We start from the raw sequence: 17506 nt of genomic DNA on the forward strand, positions 1-17506 counted from the left end.
TTCTACATGATGTGGACCGACGGCTTGGCCCGGTTGATGCCGCCGTGGGAGCTGTATCTGGGCCGCTACACCGTGCCCGCGGTGTTCTGGGTCGCATTGCTCATGGGTCTGGTGTTCACCGTGCTGATCGCCTATCCCTGGATCGAGAAGCGGCTCACCGGCGATAGGAGCGCCCATCACAACCTGCTGCAACGCCCCCGCGACGTGCCCGTTCGCACGGCGATCGGCGCGATGGCGATCGCGTTCTACGTGGTGCTGACGCTGTCGTGCGTCAACGACATCATCGCCTACAAGTTCCAGATCTCCTTGAACGCGACGACCTGGGCAGGCCGCATCGGGATCCTGCTGCTGCCGCCGATCGCCTACGTGCTGGCCTACCGCATCTGCCTCGGCTTGCAGCGCAGCGACCGCGCGGTGCTCGAGCACGGGGTGGAGACCGGAGTGGTCAAGCGCTTGCCGCACGGCGAATACATCGAGGTGCATCAGCCGCTCGGCCCGGTCGACGCGCACGGCCACCCGATTCCGCTGGAGTACCAGGGCGCACCCGTCCCGAAGAAGATGAGCAAGCTGGGCGCGGCCGGCAAGCCGGGCACCGGCAGTTTCCTGCGTGCGGATCCGCGCGGGGAGAGCGTGCGGCACTTCGAGATCGAGCACGAAGAGGAACGCAGGCAGCTCGCCGTGCTGCGCAAGGTTCAGCAACGAGCGAACGGCGACGGAAACGGTTCCGCGCACTAGGGATTCGCGCCGCGGCCGAACCGCCCGAAAACCGCGAAGGCCCCGAGTCCACACGACCCGGGGCCCGCTTTGCCTTGTTCAGGCCATTCCGGAGCGGTTCAGCCGCGCCGGAACTCTCCCGTCGAGAACCCTATTAGGAATGCATCCCACTCGCCCGGCGCAAACGCCAAGACCGGGCCACGTCCACTGTCCTTGGTGTCACGAACCGCGACATTGCCGTCGACGAGAAAAGCGACTTCCACGCAGTTCCCATCCGGACCGCTGTATGTGCTCTTGCGCCACACAGCGCCCGTCCAATCAACCTCCACGGCACTAGCTCCTTTGCTGCGTCGAGAGCGAGATTTCTCCTGACATCGTTCCAGCTAGCATCGGTACCCGACTGGAAAGCCGAATCCCGTGGTGCACCCCGTGCCGGAGCGCACTTTCCCGGTGCGTAGATATCGCACATCGAGTTCGAGAGGAAATTAACCTCGCGCGGGGCCTGTCCCCGCGCGGTAACACTAGCAGGTCCTTCGAAAGTTTGCCCGCCTCTTGCCTATTCAACCATCGCAACCACACACGTTTGCGAAGTGCGGAAGTTGCGGGAGCATTGCCAGCCTCCCTCATCCATTCTGAACACTGGCGTACCACAATGTTTTTAACGGATGTGATTGCTCTGTTATCGGAGCACAATTCATGCTCGCCCACGGGGCGCGTCGACGCGGCCCCCGCGGCCGTGCATGATGGAACCTATGGTCGAACGCGCTCGTGACGACGCAGGTCGCGCCCGTAATGCCCGTCCGCGCGACCGTCTCGGGCGGCCGCTGCCTCCCGGGAGCACCGGAGTTGCCCGAATTCCGGACGATCTCGATCTTCCACCCCAGCAAACCTTGACCTTCGCCCAGCAACTGCTGGACGACGGACTTGCATTCAACGCACACGAGGTTTTAGAGGCCGCATGGAAGAACGGACCGTTCGCCGAGCGGATGCTGTGGCAAGCGCTCGCGCAGTTCGCTGTCGGGCTGACCCACATACAGCGCGGTAATCCGAAGGGAGCGCGTACACTGCTCGCCCGCGCTGTGTCGCGGTTGACGGCATACCAGCCGGAGAGCGGGCGAGCGCCCTACGATATCGACCTCGCCGGATTGGTCGCCCACGCCGAGGCCCTGCTCGCCACGCTGGATGCGGGCGACGAACCGGCGGACGCCGACCTTCGGCCGCGTCTGCGCGGTTGAGCGCGTCGCTCCTACCATGGCCGACGTGCGCACCTCATCGTCTACCGCCGGTCCCGTGACCGAACCGGGCGCGGGCCGGTATGCGCCGAGCCCGTCCGGGGACCTGCATCTGGGCAATCTCCGCACCGCGCTGCTGGCCTGGGCATTCGCTCGGTCCACCGGCCGCCGCTTCCTGCTGCGGATCGACGATCTGGACCGGGTGCGTCCCGGTGCGGAGCAGCGGCAACTGGACGACCTCGCGGCGATCGGCGTGGACTGGGACGGACCCGTGGTACGCCAGTCCGAGCAGTCGGCGCGGTACGAGGCGGCCATCGATCACCTCGCCGCCGCCGGTCTCACCTACGAATGCTTCTGCACCCGAAGGGAAATCCAGAAAGCTGCGACAGCGCCGCACGGGCCGATGGGCGCCTACCCCGGCACCTGCCGCACGCTGAGCGCCTCGGAACGGGCCCGGCTGCGCACCGAGGGTCGTCCGGCCGCGCTGCGTCTGCGCGCCACGGTCACCGAGTTCGAAGTGCGGGACGAGCTGCACGGTCGCTACCGCGGCCCGGTGGACGACGTGGTGCTGCGGCGCGGCGACGGCGTCCCGGCCTACAATCTCGCCGTCGTGGTGGACGACGCGGCCCAAGGCGTCGACCAGGTGGTGCGCGGCGACGACCTGTTGCCGTCGACCCCGCGCCAGGCCTACCTCGCGACCCTGCTCGGCCTGCCGGTGCCGAGCTACGCGCACGTGCCGTTGGTGCTCAATACGGACGGTCGGCGACTGGCGAAACGGGATGGGGCGGTGACACTCCGCGAACGATCGGCGCTCGGCAACACGCCGGAGGAAGTAGTCTCGGCACTGGCCGCTTCGCTCGGCTTCACCGCGACATCGTCGTCCGAGCTACTCGCGTGTTTCGACACCCGGCGGCTGCCCCGCGAACCGTGGATACTCGACGTTCATGGGTTGTTGCGAAGCAGCCCATGTCCGTAACGTACGCATCGTCCAACTACTGATCAATCGACGAGGACAAACAACTATGACAAGCGGTGGGTACGACCCCAACCAGTATCCTCAGGGCGGGCAGCCGTACGGGCAGCCGTACCCGCAGGGGGGCGACCAGTACGGGCAGCAGCCCCAGTACGGCCAGCAGCAGCCCCAGTACGGCCAGCAGCCGCAATACGGCCAGCAGCAGCCCCAGTACGGGCAGCAGCCGCAGTACGGTCAGCAGCAGCCGCAGTACGGCCAGGATCCCTACGGTCAGTACCCGCAACAGCCCGGGTTCAACGCCTACGGCGGTCAGCCGGGGGACCTCGGCACGCGCATCGGCGCCCGCGTCATCGACGCGATCATCCTGATGATCCCGTACTTCATCCTGTACATCCTGGTCAACAACTCGGTGGGCCTGACCATCGGGCTCGGCCTGGTGTGGACCCTGGTCCAGCTCGGCTACTTCGTCGGCATGGAGACCTCGCAGGGCACCACGCTCGGCAAGAAGATCCTCGGCCTGAAGGTGCTCGCCCCGGGCGGCGCCGCCAAGATCGACCCGGTCACCTCGCTGAAGCGCAACGCGTTCGTCGCGGCGAACATCATTCCGTGCGTCGGCGGCCTGGTCTCGCTTGGTCTGGCGATCTACATCATGGTCACCATCTCGCAGGACCCGAACAAGCAGGGCTGGCACGACAAGTTCGCCGGCGGCACCCAGGTCGTCAAGGCCTGATCCGCCACAGCGATATCGAAAGCGCAGGGGCGCACCCGGATCGGGTGCGCCCCTGTTGCTTTCCCGGCCGTGCCGCTACGTGCTGGTCGCCCCCGCGATGATCACGACGACGAACCACAGGATGCCGAGCACGATCGCGCCGACACCGATCCAGATGCCCGCCAGCGCCATGCCGCGTCCTTCTTGACCGCTCTGCTTGACCTGATTCAGCGCGATCACCCCGAGGATGATGCCGACGATCGAGCCGAGCCCACAGGTGACGAATCCGACCAGTGATGAGATCAGCGCGCCGATCGCCATGCCGTTGGTGCCCTGCGCCGGGACTCCGTAGGGCTGGTAGGGAGTCTGGTAGCCGTAGTTCGGCTGACCGTACGGCTGCACGGGCTGCTGGTAGGACGGATACTGCGGCTGCGGAGGCGGCGTCATCGGCTGCGAGGGCGGCTGTACCGGGTACTGCGGCGCCGACGGGTAACCCGAGGGCTGCTGCTCAGGACTCGGGTACTGCGGGACCGAACTCTGCCCACCGGACTCCGGCGACACGCCTTGGCCGCCGTACTGCTTCCACCACTCGTCGGAATCGCCGGGATTCGTCATTGCTACAGCGTATTCCACAACCTGGTTGGATGATGCGGGTGAGTGAGTCGAAAACCACGCAAGAGCACGGCGGGTCTGGGCGCCCCGCGGACCATGCGGCATTTGCCCAGGTCGCGCGGGGGTACTACGCACCGATCGTGGCCCTGTTCACTGCCACCCTGATCATTTCCAACATCTGCGCCACCAAGGGGGTGGAGTTCCTCGGCGATCGGTCGGTGTCGCTCGGGCCGCTACAAGTCCTGCCGATCGCGACCGATGGCGCCTTCTTCCTGTTCCCCCTGGCCTACATCCTCGGCGACGTACTGAGCGAGGTGTACGGCTTCCGCGCCACCCGCCGGGCCATCTACTACGGCTTCGCCGCCCTGCTGCTGACGGTCGCGTGCTTCGCCATCGCGATCCGGCTGCCCGCCGCGAGCTTCTACGACAACCAAGAGGCGTTCCGCACCGTCCTCGGGACGACGCCCCGGCTCGTCATCGCGGGCCTGGCCGGGTACTTCGTCGGCCAGCTGCTGAATTCCGCGACGCTGGTGCTGATCAAGGAGCGGACGAAGGAAAAGTACCTGTGGGCCAGGCTCATCGGATCGACCATCGTCGGCGAGTTCGCCGACACGCTGATCTTCTGCTCGATCGCCGCGGGCGCCATCGGCATCGATACCTGGCAGCAGTTCCTCAACTACGTGATCATCGGCTTCCTCTGGAAGACCCTCTGCGAGGTGGTCGTGCTCCCGATCACCTACCGGGTGATCGCGTTGCTCAAGAAGCACGAACCCAGCTACGCGCCGACCGGAGTGGATCCACTGCGCACCTGACGAGTTCCCCGACCACCCTGCGGCGCGGGCGCCGCAAGAGACGATCGCGGCTCCGTGGAGCTCCCGATCAGCCTTGCGGACCCGCGCCGTCGTGTTCCCGGAAAGCCTTTCCCCTCCCCCAACGCCCTAAAGTCTCGGCCTTGTGCTCATCGAAGTAGCCACCATCGATGCTGTGCCGGATGCGGTCGACCAGGCGAACCGTGAACCGTTCGTTGTGAATGGTGCACAGCGTGGAGGCGAGCATCTCCTTGGCCTTGAACAGGTGATGGATGTAGGCGCGCGTGTAGTTGGCGCAGGTGTAGCAGTCGCAGTTCTCGTCGATCGGGGTGAAGTCGCGACGGAAGCGGCTGGTGTTGATGTTGAAGCGGCCGGTGTCGACGTAGATCGCGGCGTTGCGGGCGACCCGGGACGGATTCACACAGTCGAAGGTGTCCGCGCCGTTCTCGATCGCGGTGAAGATGTCCTCCGGTTCGCTGATGCCGAGCATGTGACGCGGCTTGTCCTCGGGCAGCTCGTCGCAGCACCAACCGACGGTAGCGCCCAGGTTGTGCTTCTCCAGCGCCCCACCGATGCCGTAGCCGTCGAATCCCGTTCCCGCACTTCCGCGAATCGATTCCAGCCCTCGACACGCCTTCCGGCGCAGGTCCTCGTACTGCGCGCCCTGAATGACGGCGAACAGCGCCTGGTACGGACGATGCGTGCGCGCGGTGGTCAGCCGCTCGTGCTCGTCGATGCAGCGCTGCGCCCACTCGTGCGTGCGCTGTACCGATCGCTCCTGGTAGGCACGGGTGTTGAGCAGCGTGGTGAGTTCGTCGAAAGCGAACATGATGTCGGCGCCGAGCTGGTGCTGGATGCCCATCGACACCTCGGGGGTGAACCGGTGCGCGGAGCCGTCGAGGTGGGAGCGGAAGGTGACCCCGTCGTCGTCCACGGTGGCCAGCCGCTCTTTGCCGGGTGCGATCACGTCGTCGCTGCGCACGTCGACCGCCTCCATCGCCAGCACCTTCTTGAAGCCGACCCCCAGTGACATCACCTGGAACCCGCCGCTGTCGGTGAAGGTCGGTCCCGGCCAGTTCATGAACGCGCCGAGCCCGCCCGCCTCGTCCACGATGTCGGCGCCGGGTTGCAGGTAGAGGTGGTAGGCGTTGGCCAGCAGCGCTTGGGCGCCGAGTTCCCGCATGGTCTCCGGCAGCACCGCCTTGACCGTCGCCTTGGTGCCCACCGGGATGAACGCGGGCGTGGCGATCGCCCCGTGCGGCGTGGCGATCACACCGGACCGGCCGTGCCGCCCGTCCAGGCGCGTACCGACGGTGAAGGAGAAGGATTCGGGACCGGACACCCCGCTATCCTCGCAGTTCGCCACCCGCCGCCCGAACCAGCCCACCGCTCGCCCGCCTCACACCGCTCCCGCGAACTGGGCGTTGTACAGGCGGTAGTACGCCCCGCGCTCCTCGAGCAAACGCTCATGCGAGCCGTGTTCCACGATCCGGCCCGCCTCCATGACGACGATCAGGTCGGCGTCGCGGATGGTGGACAGGCGGTGGGCGATGACGAAGCTGGTCCGGTCGCGGCGCAGGGCGGCGGTGGCGTGCTGCACCAGCAGCTCGGTGCGGGTGTCCACCGAGCTGGTCGCCTCGTCCAGGATGAGGATGGACGGCTTGGCGAGGAACGCGCGCGCGATGGTGATGAGCTGTTTCTCGCCCGCGCTGACGCCGGAGCCCTCCTCATCGATGACCGTGTCGTAGCCGTCGGGCAGCGCGTGCACGAAACGGTCGACGTAGGCGGCGCGCGCCGCGGCGAGGATCTCTTCTTCGCTCGCGTTCGGGTTGCCGTAGGCGATGTTCTCCCGGATGGTGCCGCGGAACAGCCAGGTGTCCTGCAGCACCATGCCGATGCGCGAGCGCAGGTGGTCGCGGGTGATCTCGGTGATGTCGACGCCGTCGATGGTGATCGTGCCCGCGTCCAGTTCGTAGAACCGCATGAGCAGGTTCACCAGCGTGGTCTTGCCCGCGCCGGTGGGCCCGACGATGGCGACCACGTGCCCAGGGTCGGCCACCAGCGACAGTCGCTCGATCACCGGCTTGTCGGGTTCGTAGCGGAACGAGACGGCCTCGAACTCCACCCGGCCGCGGTCGACCGGACGCGCGTCGGCCATCACCGGGTCCGGGCTCTGCTCCTCGGCGTCGAGGATCTCGAAGATCCGCTCGGCGGAGGCGACGCCGGACTGCAACAGGTTGGCCATCGCGCCGAGCTGGGTCAGCGGCTGACTGAACTGACGGGAGTACTGGATGAACGCCTGCACCTCGCCGAGCGAGAGGCTGCCCGTGGCCACTTTCAGGCCGCCGACCAGCGCGACCAGCACGAAGTTCACGTTCCCGAGGAACATGATCGCGGGCATGATCATGCCCGAGATGAACTGCGCTTTGAAGCTGGCCTGGTAGAGCTGTTCGTTGCGCTGGTCGAACTCCTTGCCGACCTCGCGGTTACGGCCGAACGCGGTGACCACCTCGTGCCCCGAGTACGCCTCCTCGACCTGGGCGTTGACCAGACCGGTGTACTTCCACTGGTCGATGAAGTGCGGCTTGGACCGTTTCGCGATCTGCGCGGTGACCACGATGGCGGCGGGCACGGTAAGCAAGGCGATCACCGCGAGCTGCCAGGAGATCCAGAACATCATGACCAGGATGCCGAGCACCGAGAACACCGAGATGAGCAGCTGGCTCATGGTCTGCTGCAGGCTCTGCGAGACGTTGTCGACGTCGTTGGTCACCCGGCTGAGCACGTCACCGCGCGGCGCGGAGTCGAAGTAGCGCAACGGAAGCCGATGGATCTTGTCCTCGACCTCGCCGCGCAGCCGCTTCACCGTTCGATTGATCACGACGTTGAGCAGATAGCCCTGCAACCACCCGAAGACGGCCGCGCCGATGTACAGCAGGAGCACCAGGGCGAGGACCCGGCCGACCGCGCCGAAGTCCACTCCGACGCCGGGCACCACGTCCATGGCGCCGAGCATGTCGGCGAAGGTGTTGTCGCCCTTGGCTCGCAGGCCTTCGATCGCCTGGTCCTTGGTCACCCCGGACGGCAGCTGTTTGCCGACCACGCCGTCGAAGACGAGGTTGGTCGCTTTGCCGAGGATGTAGGGCCCGATGGTGTTCAGCACCACGGAGACGATGACGAGCGCGATGATCAGCCCGACCTGGAAACGCTCCGGCGCGAGCCTGCGCAGCAGCCGCTTCAGCGATGGTCCGAACGATTTCGCTTTGGCGTCCGGCGCACCGGGAGTGGGCATTCCGGGTCTCATCGCGCCTCCTCGGCACTCAGTTGCGACTCGACGATCTCCCGGTACTCCGAGCAATCCCGCAACAGTTGCTCGTGGGTGCCGATCCCGGCCATCGCGCCGTCCTCGAGCACCACGATCTGATCCGCGTCCCGGATGGTGGCGATGCGCTGCGCGACGATGACAACCGACGCGTCCGAGGTCTCCGGCTTCAGCGCTTCGCGCAGCCTGGCGTCGGTCGCGACGTCGAGCGCGGAGAACGAGTCGTCGAACAAATACACCCTCGGCTTCTTCACCAGCGCTCGCGCGATGGCCAACCGCTGGCGCTGGCCTCCGGAAACGGTGGTGCCGCCCTGAGCGACAGGTGTCTGCAGCCCCTCCGGCATCTCCCGGACGAAATCGGCGGCCTGCGCGATCTCGAGTGCGCGCCAGAGTTCGTCGTCGGTGGCGTGCGGATTGCCGTAGCGCAGATTGCTCGCGATCGTGCCGGAGAAGAGGTACCCCTTCTGCGGGACGAGGCCGATCTGCGAACGCAATACCTCCAGGTCGATGTGGCGAACGTCGGTGCCGCCGACGTAGACCGCGCCGTCGGTGACGTCCATCAGCCGGGGAATGAGGTTGATCAGCGTGGTTTTCCCGGCGCCGGTGGAGCCGACTATGGCGGTGGTGGTGCCGGGACGCACCTGGAAACGGATGGCCTTCAGCACCGGCTTTTCCGCACCGGGGAAGGCGAACTCGGCGAACTGGAAGTCCACGATGGCCGGGTCGTCGGTGAACGGCTGCGGCAAACGCGGCGGGTGCACCGAGGATTCGGTGTCGAGCACCTCGCCGATCCGGTCGGCGGAGACCGCGGCGCGCGGCGCCATCATGGCCAGGAACGAGGCCATCATCACGGCCATCAGGATCTGCATGATGTAGGACAGCATCGCGGTGAGCGAACCGATCTGCATGTGCCCGGCGTCGATCGCGTGCCCGCCGAACCAGATCACCGCGACCGCGGTGACATTGCTGATCAGCATGACCGTGGGGAACATCAGCGCCATCAACCGGCCGACCCGCAGCGCGGTGTCGGTGAGTTCGGTGTTGGCCAGCCCGAAGCGCCAGGTCTCCTGCCGTTCCCGTACGAACGCCCGCACCACGCGGATACCGGTGATCTGCTCGCGCAGTACCCGATTGACCTCATCGATCCTGGCCTGCATGTCGCGGAAGCCGGGCACCATCTTGGAGATGATCACGCCCATGGCCAAAGCCAGCGCGGGCACCGCGATCAGCAGCAGCCAGGACAGCCCGAGATCCTCGCGCAAGGCCATGATGATGCCGCCCACGCACATGATCGGCGCCATCACCAGGATGGTCGCCGACATCACGATGAGCAGCTGAACCTGCTGAATGTCGTTGGTATTGCGGGTGATCAGCGAGGGCGCGCCGAACATCCCCACTTCGCGCGCGGAGAACGTGCCGACGCGGTGCAGCAGCGCGCCGCGCAGGTCGCGGCCCGCGCCCATGGCCGCCTGCGCGCCGAGATAGACCGAAGCGGCCGAGGCGACGATCTGCACCCCCGTGACCGCGAGCATCCACAAGCCGGTGGTCCAGATGTAGCCGAGATCACCTTTGGTGACGCCGTTGTCGATCAAGTCCGCGTTCAGGCTGGGCAGATACAGCATCGCGATCACGGAAACCAGCTGAAGCGCAACAACCCCCGCCAGCTGGGCGCGGTAAGGGTACAGATGCGAACGAAGGAGTCTGGTCAGCATGATGAATCGCAGGCTACCGGCTGTCGGCGCGAGGCGTCGCGAAGATTTCTGACCTGCATGAATGCTCTCCAGTCGAGGGTATGCGGAGCTAGCGACGCGCCCAGGCGCCCGGGTCTTCGGTGAGCGCCTCGACGAATCCGGGAAGCCGATCGTTCGCGATGTCGGCGATGGAGACGTTCTCCAGCACCGCCCGGATGTTGACCCGCAGCGCGATCCACACCCGCTGCAACGGTTCGGCCGCACCGGAATAGTGGACGTCCTCGGGCCGGGCGCCACGCACCGACGCCAGCGGGCCCTCGATCGCGCGGATCACGTCGGCGATGGAGATGTCGGCCGCGGCCCTGGCCAGCCAGTAGCCGCCGTCCGGACCGCGCCTGCTGATCACCAGTTCGGCTCGGCGCAGCTCGCCGAGCACGGACTCGAGCACTTTCGGCGGAATCCGCTGGGCGGTGGCGATCGCTTCGGCCTTGACCACGGGCGCGGCCTGCACGAGGGGTGCGCCGAGCCCGACGACGGACTGGTCCAGTCGCGGCGCACTGGCGATCTCGAGCAGCGTCCGCACCGCGTAATCGACCTTCGCGGTGATGTGCACAGCAGCGACTCCTGGCGTCGAGGGGATAGCACGAATCTACGCGCCGCCGCCCGCCAGCACGCAGGTCGCGGCATCCAGCAGTGAGGATTCCACCAGTGAATCGTCCGCACCAGGCACGAGTTCCTTGGATACCAGCGCCACACCGATCACCTCGAGCGCGGCGCAGGCGCGCAGCTGCGCCTCCTCGGTGGCGTCCGGGCCGGCCAGCCACTCGCGCAGCGCCCGACTGGCGTCCATGAGATCCGGATAGCGGTCGGCCATGGCGTTGATGATGGCGACGGTGTCGCGCACGACCAGCGCCCCGGCGTCACGGTGATGAATCAGGCCGCGCAGATATGTGCGCAGCACCTGGCGGATGCTCTCGGCGTCGTGCGGTACCCGATCCAGATCGTTCACCACCGAACGCATGTGATCGACGATCGGATCGATGATCGCCAATAGCAGATCGAGCTTCGACGCGTAGTGATAGTAGAGCGACGCCTTTGTGATTCCTACCGCATCCGCGACCTCGCGCAAGCTGGTCTGCTCGAATCCTTTGGCCCCGAACAGCTTCACCGCGGCGTCTCGAATCGCGCTTTTAGTGCCTCCACCTGCGGCGACAGCGCCGGGTGTGTCACGCACAGACATTCGATGATCCTCTCATCACCTTCGCATCGAGCGAACGTCGCCCGCAGAATAGAGGTTGTTCCTCCGCTTAGCTCCTGGGTAGTCTACCTACCGCACGGTAGGCAGAAAGCGTCAGTGGAGGCGGAGGTAGGCAGGGCACCCCCGCGAGTGCTGTCTACACGCAGACCCAGCACGATCCCAGTCATCGCTAGGAGAACCACTCGTGTCCGTTTATCTGTACAGATGGGGAAAGTTCGCTTTCCGCCGGAAATGGATAGTCCTTCCCGTCTGGCTCGTCTTGTTCGTGCTCCTCGGTGGTCTCGGGGCACAGCTCAGCAAGCCGATGAGCAACGACTTCAGCATGCCGAACCTGCCGTCCGAACGTGCCAACGAGATCCTCGACAAGCACTTCCCGGGCGCCTCCGCCGCGTTCAAGTTCGACGCGGTCACCGGCACCTATGTCGCCGCCGCTCCGGAGGGACAGAAGCTGACCGACCCGGCGAACCGTGCGGCGCTGGACGCGTTCATCGCCGATCTCGGCAGGCTCGACATCGTCGATCACAGCAAACCCATCGTCAACCCGGTCGAAGCGGCCGACAAGATGGGCTGCCTGGCCAACCCCGACCCCGCGCAGTGCAGTGGCGCCCCGCTGAACGTGCTCAGCCAGACCGCGCCCGCGACCGTGGCGGTGATCAACGTCCCGTTCACGATCGCGAAGTTCACCGACGTGACCGACGCGCACCGGGAAGCGGCGTACGCCGTCGCCTCCGGCGCGCGTAACGCCGGGCTCACCGTCGAGATGAGCGGCTCGATCGCGCAGAAGCAGGAAGCGCCCAGCGGCAAGTCCGAGATGATCGGCATGGCCGTCGCGCTGGTCGTGATGATCGTCGCGTTCGGCGCCATCGTCGCGGCGTTCGTGCCGATCGTCACCGCGATCGTCGGTCTCGGCGCGGCCACCTCGCTGATCATGCTGGGCACCTCGGTGATCGAGATCCCCAGCTTCACCACGTTCCTCGCCTCGATGATCGGCATCGCGCTGTCCATCGACTACGCGCTGTTCATCGTGTCCAGGTACAAGCACGAACTCGCGGTCCAGGACTCGCCGGAAGAGGCCGCGGGCACCGCGCTTGGCACGGCCGGTTCCGCCGTCGTGTTCGCCGGTCTGACCGTCATCATCGCGCTGGCCGGCCTGAGCATCGTCGGCGTCCAGTTCATGACCTTCATGGGCCTGGGTGGCGCGATCGCCGCCGGTTTCGCGGTGCTCACCGCGATCACGCTGATGCCCGCGCTGCTCGGCGCGTTCGGTCGCTTCCTGTTCAAGCCGAAGCTGCCGGTCGTCGCCCAGCACGATCCCGAGGACGAGACCTCGGTCACCAACGGCATGCGCTTCGGCAGGCTGATCGGCCGCGTGCCGTGGGTCGCGCTGATCCTGAGCGTCGTGGTGCTCGGCGCGCTCGCCGCCCCCGCGGCAGGCCTGAACCTCGGCCTGCCCGGCGACGACAGCATGCCGAAGACCTCCACCATCCGGAAGGCCTACGAGCTGCGCACCGAGGGCTTCGGCGAGGGCAGCAACGGCATACTGAACGTGGCCGTCGACCTGAGCGCCGTGCCCGCCGAGAACCGGGACGCGGCGGTGCGGGCGCTGCGCGACAAGCTCGCGTCCTACCCCGGCATGGACTACGTCACCGAGCCGCAGTGGAGCCAGGACCAGCAGGGCGCGCTGCTGGACGGCGTCCCGAAGTCCGGGCCCAACAACCAGGCCACCAAGGACCTGGTGCAGGACGCCAGGGAGGCCGAAGGCCAGCTGAAGGCCGAGTACGGCATCGAGTACGGCATCACCGGCACCACGGCGATCTACGCCGACGTCGACCACGTGCTGCTCAGCAAGATCGTGCCCTACCTGGCGATCGTGGCGGGCGCGGCGTTCGTCCTGCTGATCCTGGTGTTCCGGTCGATCCTGGTGCCGCTCACCGCGGCGCTCGGGTTCCTGCTGTCGATGGCGGCGACCTTCGGCGCGACCGTGCTGATCTTCCAGGAGGGCAAGCTCGGCCTGATCGAGGACCCGCATCCGCTGGTCAGCTTCATGCCGATCATGCTGATCGGCCTGGTGTTCGGCCTCGCGATGGACTACCAGGTCTTCCTGGTGACCCGGATGCGCGAGGAGTTCGTGCACGGCAAGTCGGCCAAGGACGCGGTGGTCGCCGGCTACCACCACGGCGCGCGCGTGGTGACCTCGGCGGCGATCATCATGATCTCGGTGTTCGGCTCCTTCCTGCTGGAGACCGACGTGACCGCGAAATCGTTCGGCTTCGCCTTGGCGGTGGGCGTGCTGCTGGACGCGTTCATCGTCCGGATGGTGCTGATTCCGTCGCTGCTGGTGATCATGGGCAAGTGGTCGTGGTGGATGCCGAAGTGGCTCGACCGCATCCTGCCCGACATCGACGTCGAGGGCTCGAAGCTGCGTGAGTTGCAGCGGCGTTCGGCCGAGACGGCGAAAGAACCGGTCGGCGTCAGCTGATTCGACGGCCATGGCTCGGCCCCGCATCCGGATTCCGGATGCGGGGCCGAGTGCGTTTCACCGGCTCGGTTGCGGAAGTTCGCAGTCACCCACTCGCGGATTCACCCCGACGTAGTTGAGCGGGCCCGCGAGGGCGGTGAGACCGATCGTGCCCCAACCGGCGCAGTTCAGCGGGGGCCCGCTGTCGAAATAGTGCCGCTGACCGGCCGCGAGCAACCCGATCGCCAGCCAGGCCAGCAGCAGGAAGCCGAATACCCGGGAGCCGGCGCCCGGCCCGCGTCTGGCACGCGCACGGGATTCGTAGTCGCGCATCTCATCGGTTCCTTCCGTGCACCCCGTAAAGGGGAATACCCGGCCGCACCGACAGCTATCCAACAAACACCAGAGTGATACGCACACATTTGTAAATAGCAAATGTTCAGTTCACATCTGAGACCGCTCAACTCGCGGCTCGTCCCGAGCGTACGAATAGCGGACGGCCGGGTGCGCATGCCCACCCGGCCGTCCGCTATTCACTCGATCGAACTACGGACTGGGTTGCGGGACATTGCAATCCGCGACCTTCGGATTCACGCCCATGTAGTTGAGCGGTCCCGCGATGACAGTGACGGCGATGGTGCCGAAACCGGCGCAGTTCACCGGCCCACTGTCGAAGTAGTGGCGTTGTGCTGCGGCGATCACGCCGATCAGCAACCAGATCAAGACGATTACACTTCCGATTCTCATGTTTCTCTCGCGCATCGTTCCCGCGCGGACTGTCCGACGGCGCATCTGGCATCGCGTCCTTCCCGCACTTTCCGTATCGGGCGTATACCCGCGATCTCACCCGTTACCCGCCGTGAAACGAGCAATTTTCGAATCGGTTCGGCGCGGCCGGGTAGCTTTGGTAGGCATGGCATCGGTGTTGCAGTGGTGGATCCCCGGATGGGTGATCCTGCTCGTACTGGTGGCGGTCTACGAGCTGACCGTGAACAAACGTCGCAGGCGCCGCCGAACCCCCGTCTCCGGCACGTTCACCGACGAGTTCACCGCGCTGTTCTACGCGACCAAGCGCATGGAGCTGGACCATCGCGAATCCGTGTCGATGCTGCGGGACGAGCAGGACGAGGGCGCGCCACCGCTGGTCGGGGTCGACCTGGAGCACCACCGGGTGGTGCTTCGCAAGCAAGCGGAGGGCGGTAGCGACTGACGCTGCGCGCCTGCGATTTCCAGCGAAGGCGGCGGTCGTCGGCCAGAATGGGCCCATGCGTGGCTCGATGAGTGAGAAATGGGAGCGGTTCGGTGCGCACCTCGAGACCGCACCGGGGCGGCTGTCGAGCGAGATCCGCCGCGTCTTGCGAGCCAGAGCCGCCGCAACAGCTGATCCGGGCCCGCACGACCCGACGGAACTCGCCACCTTCGCCGATCTGGTGGCCGACCGGTCCTACCGGGTCACCGAGCAGCAGATCGCGGCGTTGAAAGCGGCCGGGCACACCGACGACGAGATATTCGAGGCGACCGCGGTCGCCGCCTACGGCGCGGCCGACCGGCGCCTGCGCGCCGCGCAGCTGGCGTGGGAGGGGAACTGAAATGTGGCTCGAAGCGGTGCGATCCGGCCACGACCGGCCCACCAGGTTCGTGTTGTGGACCATGCGTCGGTTCAGCGGCGTCGAGGTCCCCGCGGTGCTGAAGGTGCTGTTCTATCGGCATCGGTTCTTCGGATCGCCGCTGTCGGACCTGATCCAGGAGGCCATGCGCGGACCGTCGTACTGGACCGTCGCCGAACGCGAGATCTTCGCGACGCACACCTCCCAGGCCAACGAGTGCCCGTTCTGCGCGACTTCGCACGAGGCCATCGCCGGTGCGTACATCGACGCCGACGTGGTGACTCGCGCTTTGGCCGACGGCACGGATTCCCCGCTGCGCCCCGAGGCGCGCGCCATGCTCGGTTTCCTCGCGAAGATGGCCCGTGATCCCGAGGGATTGACCGCGCAGGACGCAGCCGTGGTCCGGCTGGCGGGGGTTTCCCGGGACGCGTTCGACGAGGCCGTCTGGGTTGGCACCTGCTTCAACGTGATCAACCGGATGATGAACGCCGTCGGGGCGGGCCCGCTGGAGGGCAGGCAGCCGAGCGTGAGCGCCCGATTCATCAAACTCGCCGGCTACCGTATGCCGCCGCCGGTGACATTGTTCTCGCGCGGCGTCTGACCGCTTTTCCCGCGATTCACTCGCGTACCGGATCGATGTGTGTTCTCCTCGAATGGTGAGCCAAGTCCACTTGGGGCACATTTTTCACATCGCCGGTAGCCCTGCTGCCCGCGATGCGCCCGACGCGCTGGCCGACGTCCCGGACGGGGCTTTGATAATCGACGACCGTGGTCGGGTCGTATTCTGCGGAACGCTCTCGGATATCCCGGACGAGTACCGCGCCGAAAAAGTGTTCGACCATCGACCCGGATTCCTGCTTCCCGGGTTCGTCGACACCCATGTTCATTTCCCGCAGACCTTCGCGGGAGATTCCTACGGCGGCGGCCAACTGCTGGAATGGCTGGAATTGTGCATCTATCCGGCGGAATCCCGTTACGCCGAAGTGGAGTTCGCGCAATCGGCGGCAGCCGAATTCTGTACCCGGCGCATCGCCGCGGGCACCACGGCGGCGATGGTGTTCGGCTCGGCGTTCCCGCACGCGCAAGACGCGCTGTTCGCCGAAACCCGCCGACGTGGTCTCCGGATGGTCGGCGGCCGTGGCATCCAAACGACCGGAGAGCCGTCGGCAGCGCCCTTGATCACCACCGAAGACGACGCCATCCGCTTGACGAGCGAGGAGATCGACAAATGGCACGCCGCCGACACCGGTGACGTGGATACCGCCCTGTTGCACGTGGCGATCGTCCCCCGCTTTTCGCTGGCGGTGACTCGGCGAACCTTGAACAACCTCGGCGAGCTTTACGACTCGGTGCGCGAACGCGGCGTCTATTTCCACACTCATCTCAACGAGAACAACCGTCCGGGAACCGGGGAAGTCGACACCACCAAGCACGCCTACGGCGTGACCACCTATCTGGACACCTATGACGGGAAATTCCTGCCCGGATCGGCGGTGGGCGGCAAGAGCCTGCTCGGTAGGCGCAGCATCCTCGCCCACTGCGTGCACTGCCAGGACGTCGAGCTGGCGCGGATGGCCGAAACGGGCACGTCGGTGGCGCATTGTCCGGTGTCGCAGCAGTTCCTCGGCTCCGGCACGATGCCGTGGAAGCGGACGCTCGCCTCCGGCGTCACGGTGGCCGCGGGCACCGATTACGGCGGTGGCGACGAATGGCTGATCCCGCAGGTGCTGGCGGCCGCGTTCAAGGTGCACATCTCCGAGCCGAGCGAGCACGGGGTGTCGATGCATCCGGCGGAAATGTTGTTCACCGGCACGCTGGCCGGGGCGCGCGCCTTGGATATGGAAAATCGTTTCGGGAATTTCGACGTCGGTAAGGAAGCCGACTTCATCGTGGTGGAACCGGCGCGCGTTCCGGCTCTGGAACACACGCTGGCACAGGGTATTCGTTCCGAAGACCCCGCATTGGCCCGGGATCAGACGTTGTTCGCGCTGCTGATGGGTATCCGCGAACCCGCGATCACCGAGGTCTATGTGCGGGGTCGCCGCATCGACGTCGCATAGCGTCGATGGACGCCGCCGCTACCGCCGTAACGGTCTTTCACCGACCGGCGCACGACGGGGA

Annotated in this window: 18 protein-coding genes and 1 pseudogene; 10 read left to right on the plus strand and 9 right to left on the minus strand. The window is 66.4% G+C overall.

Annotation, left to right across the window (positions count from 1 at the left end; translation table 11 throughout):
- Nucleotides 1–735: pseudogene (locus ACGF7Y_RS08555) on the plus strand (cytochrome b); the annotation flags it as partial.
- 98 nt (nucleotides 736–833) lie between these two features.
- Here ACGF7Y_RS08555 and ACGF7Y_RS08560 read toward each other — a convergent pair.
- Nucleotides 834–1043, minus strand: coding sequence for a DUF397 domain-containing protein (locus tag ACGF7Y_RS08560; protein WP_391460737.1), 210 nt, complete (start codon nucleotides 1041–1043; stop codon nucleotides 834–836).
- A 423-nt stretch (nucleotides 1044–1466) separates the two neighbouring features.
- Here ACGF7Y_RS08560 and ACGF7Y_RS08565 point away from each other — a divergent pair, with 423 nt between their 5' ends.
- From ACGF7Y_RS08565 to ACGF7Y_RS08575, 3 genes are read left to right on the plus strand one after another with little or no spacing between them, the layout of a single operon-like run.
- On the plus strand, nucleotides 1467–1949 hold the full coding sequence (locus ACGF7Y_RS08565) for a DUF309 domain-containing protein (RefSeq protein ID WP_393231055.1): 483 nt from the start codon (nucleotides 1467–1469) through the stop codon (nucleotides 1947–1949).
- Nucleotides 1950–1965: 16 nt separating this feature from the next.
- Nucleotides 1966–2922 carry a tRNA glutamyl-Q(34) synthetase GluQRS gene (gene gluQRS / locus ACGF7Y_RS08570; protein ID WP_393231058.1) on the plus strand — a complete coding sequence of 319 codons (957 nt, stop codon included), beginning with the start codon at nucleotides 1966–1968 and terminating at the stop codon, nucleotides 2920–2922.
- 46 nt (nucleotides 2923–2968) lie between these two features.
- The gene (locus ACGF7Y_RS08575) at nucleotides 2969–3649 is read left to right on the plus strand and encodes an RDD family protein (RefSeq protein ID WP_393231060.1); all 681 of its coding nucleotides are present in this window, start codon (nucleotides 2969–2971) and stop codon (nucleotides 3647–3649) included.
- A gap of 75 nt (nucleotides 3650–3724) precedes the next feature.
- Here the strand turns inward: ACGF7Y_RS08575 and ACGF7Y_RS08580 are convergent, their stop codons facing one another.
- Nucleotides 3725–4243, minus strand: coding sequence for a DUF4190 domain-containing protein (locus tag ACGF7Y_RS08580; RefSeq protein ID WP_040864386.1), 519 nt, complete (start codon nucleotides 4241–4243; stop codon nucleotides 3725–3727).
- Nucleotides 4244–4272: 29 nt separating this feature from the next.
- Between ACGF7Y_RS08580 and ACGF7Y_RS08585 the strand changes: the two genes are divergently transcribed.
- Complete coding sequence (locus ACGF7Y_RS08585; protein ID WP_393231063.1) at nucleotides 4273–5052, plus strand: queuosine precursor transporter; 780 nt, start codon at nucleotides 4273–4275, stop codon at nucleotides 5050–5052.
- Between the two features lie 67 nt (nucleotides 5053–5119).
- On the opposite strand, the gene tgt is transcribed toward ACGF7Y_RS08585, so the two are convergent.
- From tgt to ACGF7Y_RS08610, 5 genes are all read right to left on the minus strand, one after another.
- Nucleotides 5120–6391, minus strand: coding sequence for a tRNA guanosine(34) transglycosylase Tgt (gene tgt, locus ACGF7Y_RS08590; protein WP_393231066.1), 1272 nt, complete (start codon nucleotides 6389–6391; stop codon nucleotides 5120–5122).
- A gap of 57 nt (nucleotides 6392–6448) precedes the next feature.
- Nucleotides 6449–8353, minus strand: a complete 1905-nt coding sequence (locus ACGF7Y_RS08595) for an ABC transporter ATP-binding protein (protein WP_393231069.1) — start codon at nucleotides 8351–8353, stop codon at nucleotides 6449–6451.
- Nucleotides 8350–10083, minus strand: a complete 1734-nt coding sequence (locus ACGF7Y_RS08600; protein ID WP_393231072.1) for an ABC transporter ATP-binding protein — start codon at nucleotides 10081–10083, stop codon at nucleotides 8350–8352. Before ACGF7Y_RS08600 ends, ACGF7Y_RS08595 begins: the two co-directional genes overlap by 4 nt.
- An 88-nt stretch (nucleotides 10084–10171) precedes the next feature.
- Nucleotides 10172–10675, minus strand: coding sequence for an RrF2 family transcriptional regulator (locus tag ACGF7Y_RS08605; RefSeq protein WP_393231074.1), 504 nt, complete (start codon nucleotides 10673–10675; stop codon nucleotides 10172–10174).
- Between the two features lie 36 nt (nucleotides 10676–10711).
- Nucleotides 10712–11302 carry a TetR/AcrR family transcriptional regulator gene (locus tag ACGF7Y_RS08610; protein ID WP_393231076.1) on the minus strand — a complete coding sequence of 197 codons (591 nt, stop codon included), beginning with the start codon at nucleotides 11300–11302 and terminating at the stop codon, nucleotides 10712–10714.
- A 202-nt stretch (nucleotides 11303–11504) separates the two neighbouring features.
- On the opposite strand from ACGF7Y_RS08610, the gene ACGF7Y_RS08615 reads away from it, so the two are divergent.
- A complete protein-coding gene (locus ACGF7Y_RS08615; RefSeq protein ID WP_393231078.1) occupies nucleotides 11505–13799 on the plus strand; it encodes an MMPL family transporter in 2295 nt (764 codons plus the stop codon).
- 57 nt (nucleotides 13800–13856) lie between these two features.
- Here the strand turns inward: ACGF7Y_RS08615 and ACGF7Y_RS08620 are convergent, their stop codons facing one another.
- Both ACGF7Y_RS08620 and ACGF7Y_RS08625 read right to left on the minus strand, forming a co-directional pair.
- A complete protein-coding gene (locus ACGF7Y_RS08620; RefSeq protein ID WP_051174791.1) occupies nucleotides 13857–14111 on the minus strand; it encodes a hypothetical protein in 255 nt (84 codons plus the stop codon).
- Between the two features lie 213 nt (nucleotides 14112–14324).
- The gene (locus ACGF7Y_RS08625) at nucleotides 14325–14525 is read right to left on the minus strand and encodes a hypothetical protein (protein WP_040864380.1); all 201 of its coding nucleotides are present in this window, start codon (nucleotides 14523–14525) and stop codon (nucleotides 14325–14327) included.
- Between the two features lie 166 nt (nucleotides 14526–14691).
- On the opposite strand from ACGF7Y_RS08625, the gene ACGF7Y_RS08630 reads away from it, so the two are divergent.
- From ACGF7Y_RS08630 to ACGF7Y_RS08645, 4 genes are read left to right on the plus strand one after another with little or no spacing between them, the layout of a single operon-like run.
- Entirely contained in the window at nucleotides 14692–14988 is a 297-nt protein-coding gene (locus ACGF7Y_RS08630) for a DUF6191 domain-containing protein (protein WP_393231081.1), read from the plus strand.
- Nucleotides 14989–15043: 55 nt separating this feature from the next.
- Nucleotides 15044–15367 (plus strand): hypothetical protein, encoded by a 324-nt coding sequence (locus ACGF7Y_RS08635; RefSeq protein WP_393231084.1) that lies wholly within the window; start codon nucleotides 15044–15046, stop codon nucleotides 15365–15367.
- A 1-nt stretch (nucleotide 15368) separates the two neighbouring features.
- Complete coding sequence (locus ACGF7Y_RS08640) at nucleotides 15369–15986, plus strand: carboxymuconolactone decarboxylase family protein (protein ID WP_393231087.1); 618 nt, start codon at nucleotides 15369–15371, stop codon at nucleotides 15984–15986.
- Between the two features lie 52 nt (nucleotides 15987–16038).
- Nucleotides 16039–17445: an amidohydrolase family protein gene (locus ACGF7Y_RS08645; protein ID WP_393231090.1), complete on the plus strand. Its 1407-nt coding sequence runs from the start codon at nucleotides 16039–16041 to the stop codon at nucleotides 17443–17445.
- The last annotated feature ends 61 nt before the right edge of the window (nucleotides 17446–17506 follow it).

It is taken from the genome of Nocardia sp. NPDC047654, from assembly GCF_043205035.1.
In the GTDB taxonomy this organism is placed as follows: domain Bacteria; phylum Actinomycetota; class Actinomycetes; order Mycobacteriales; family Mycobacteriaceae; genus Nocardia.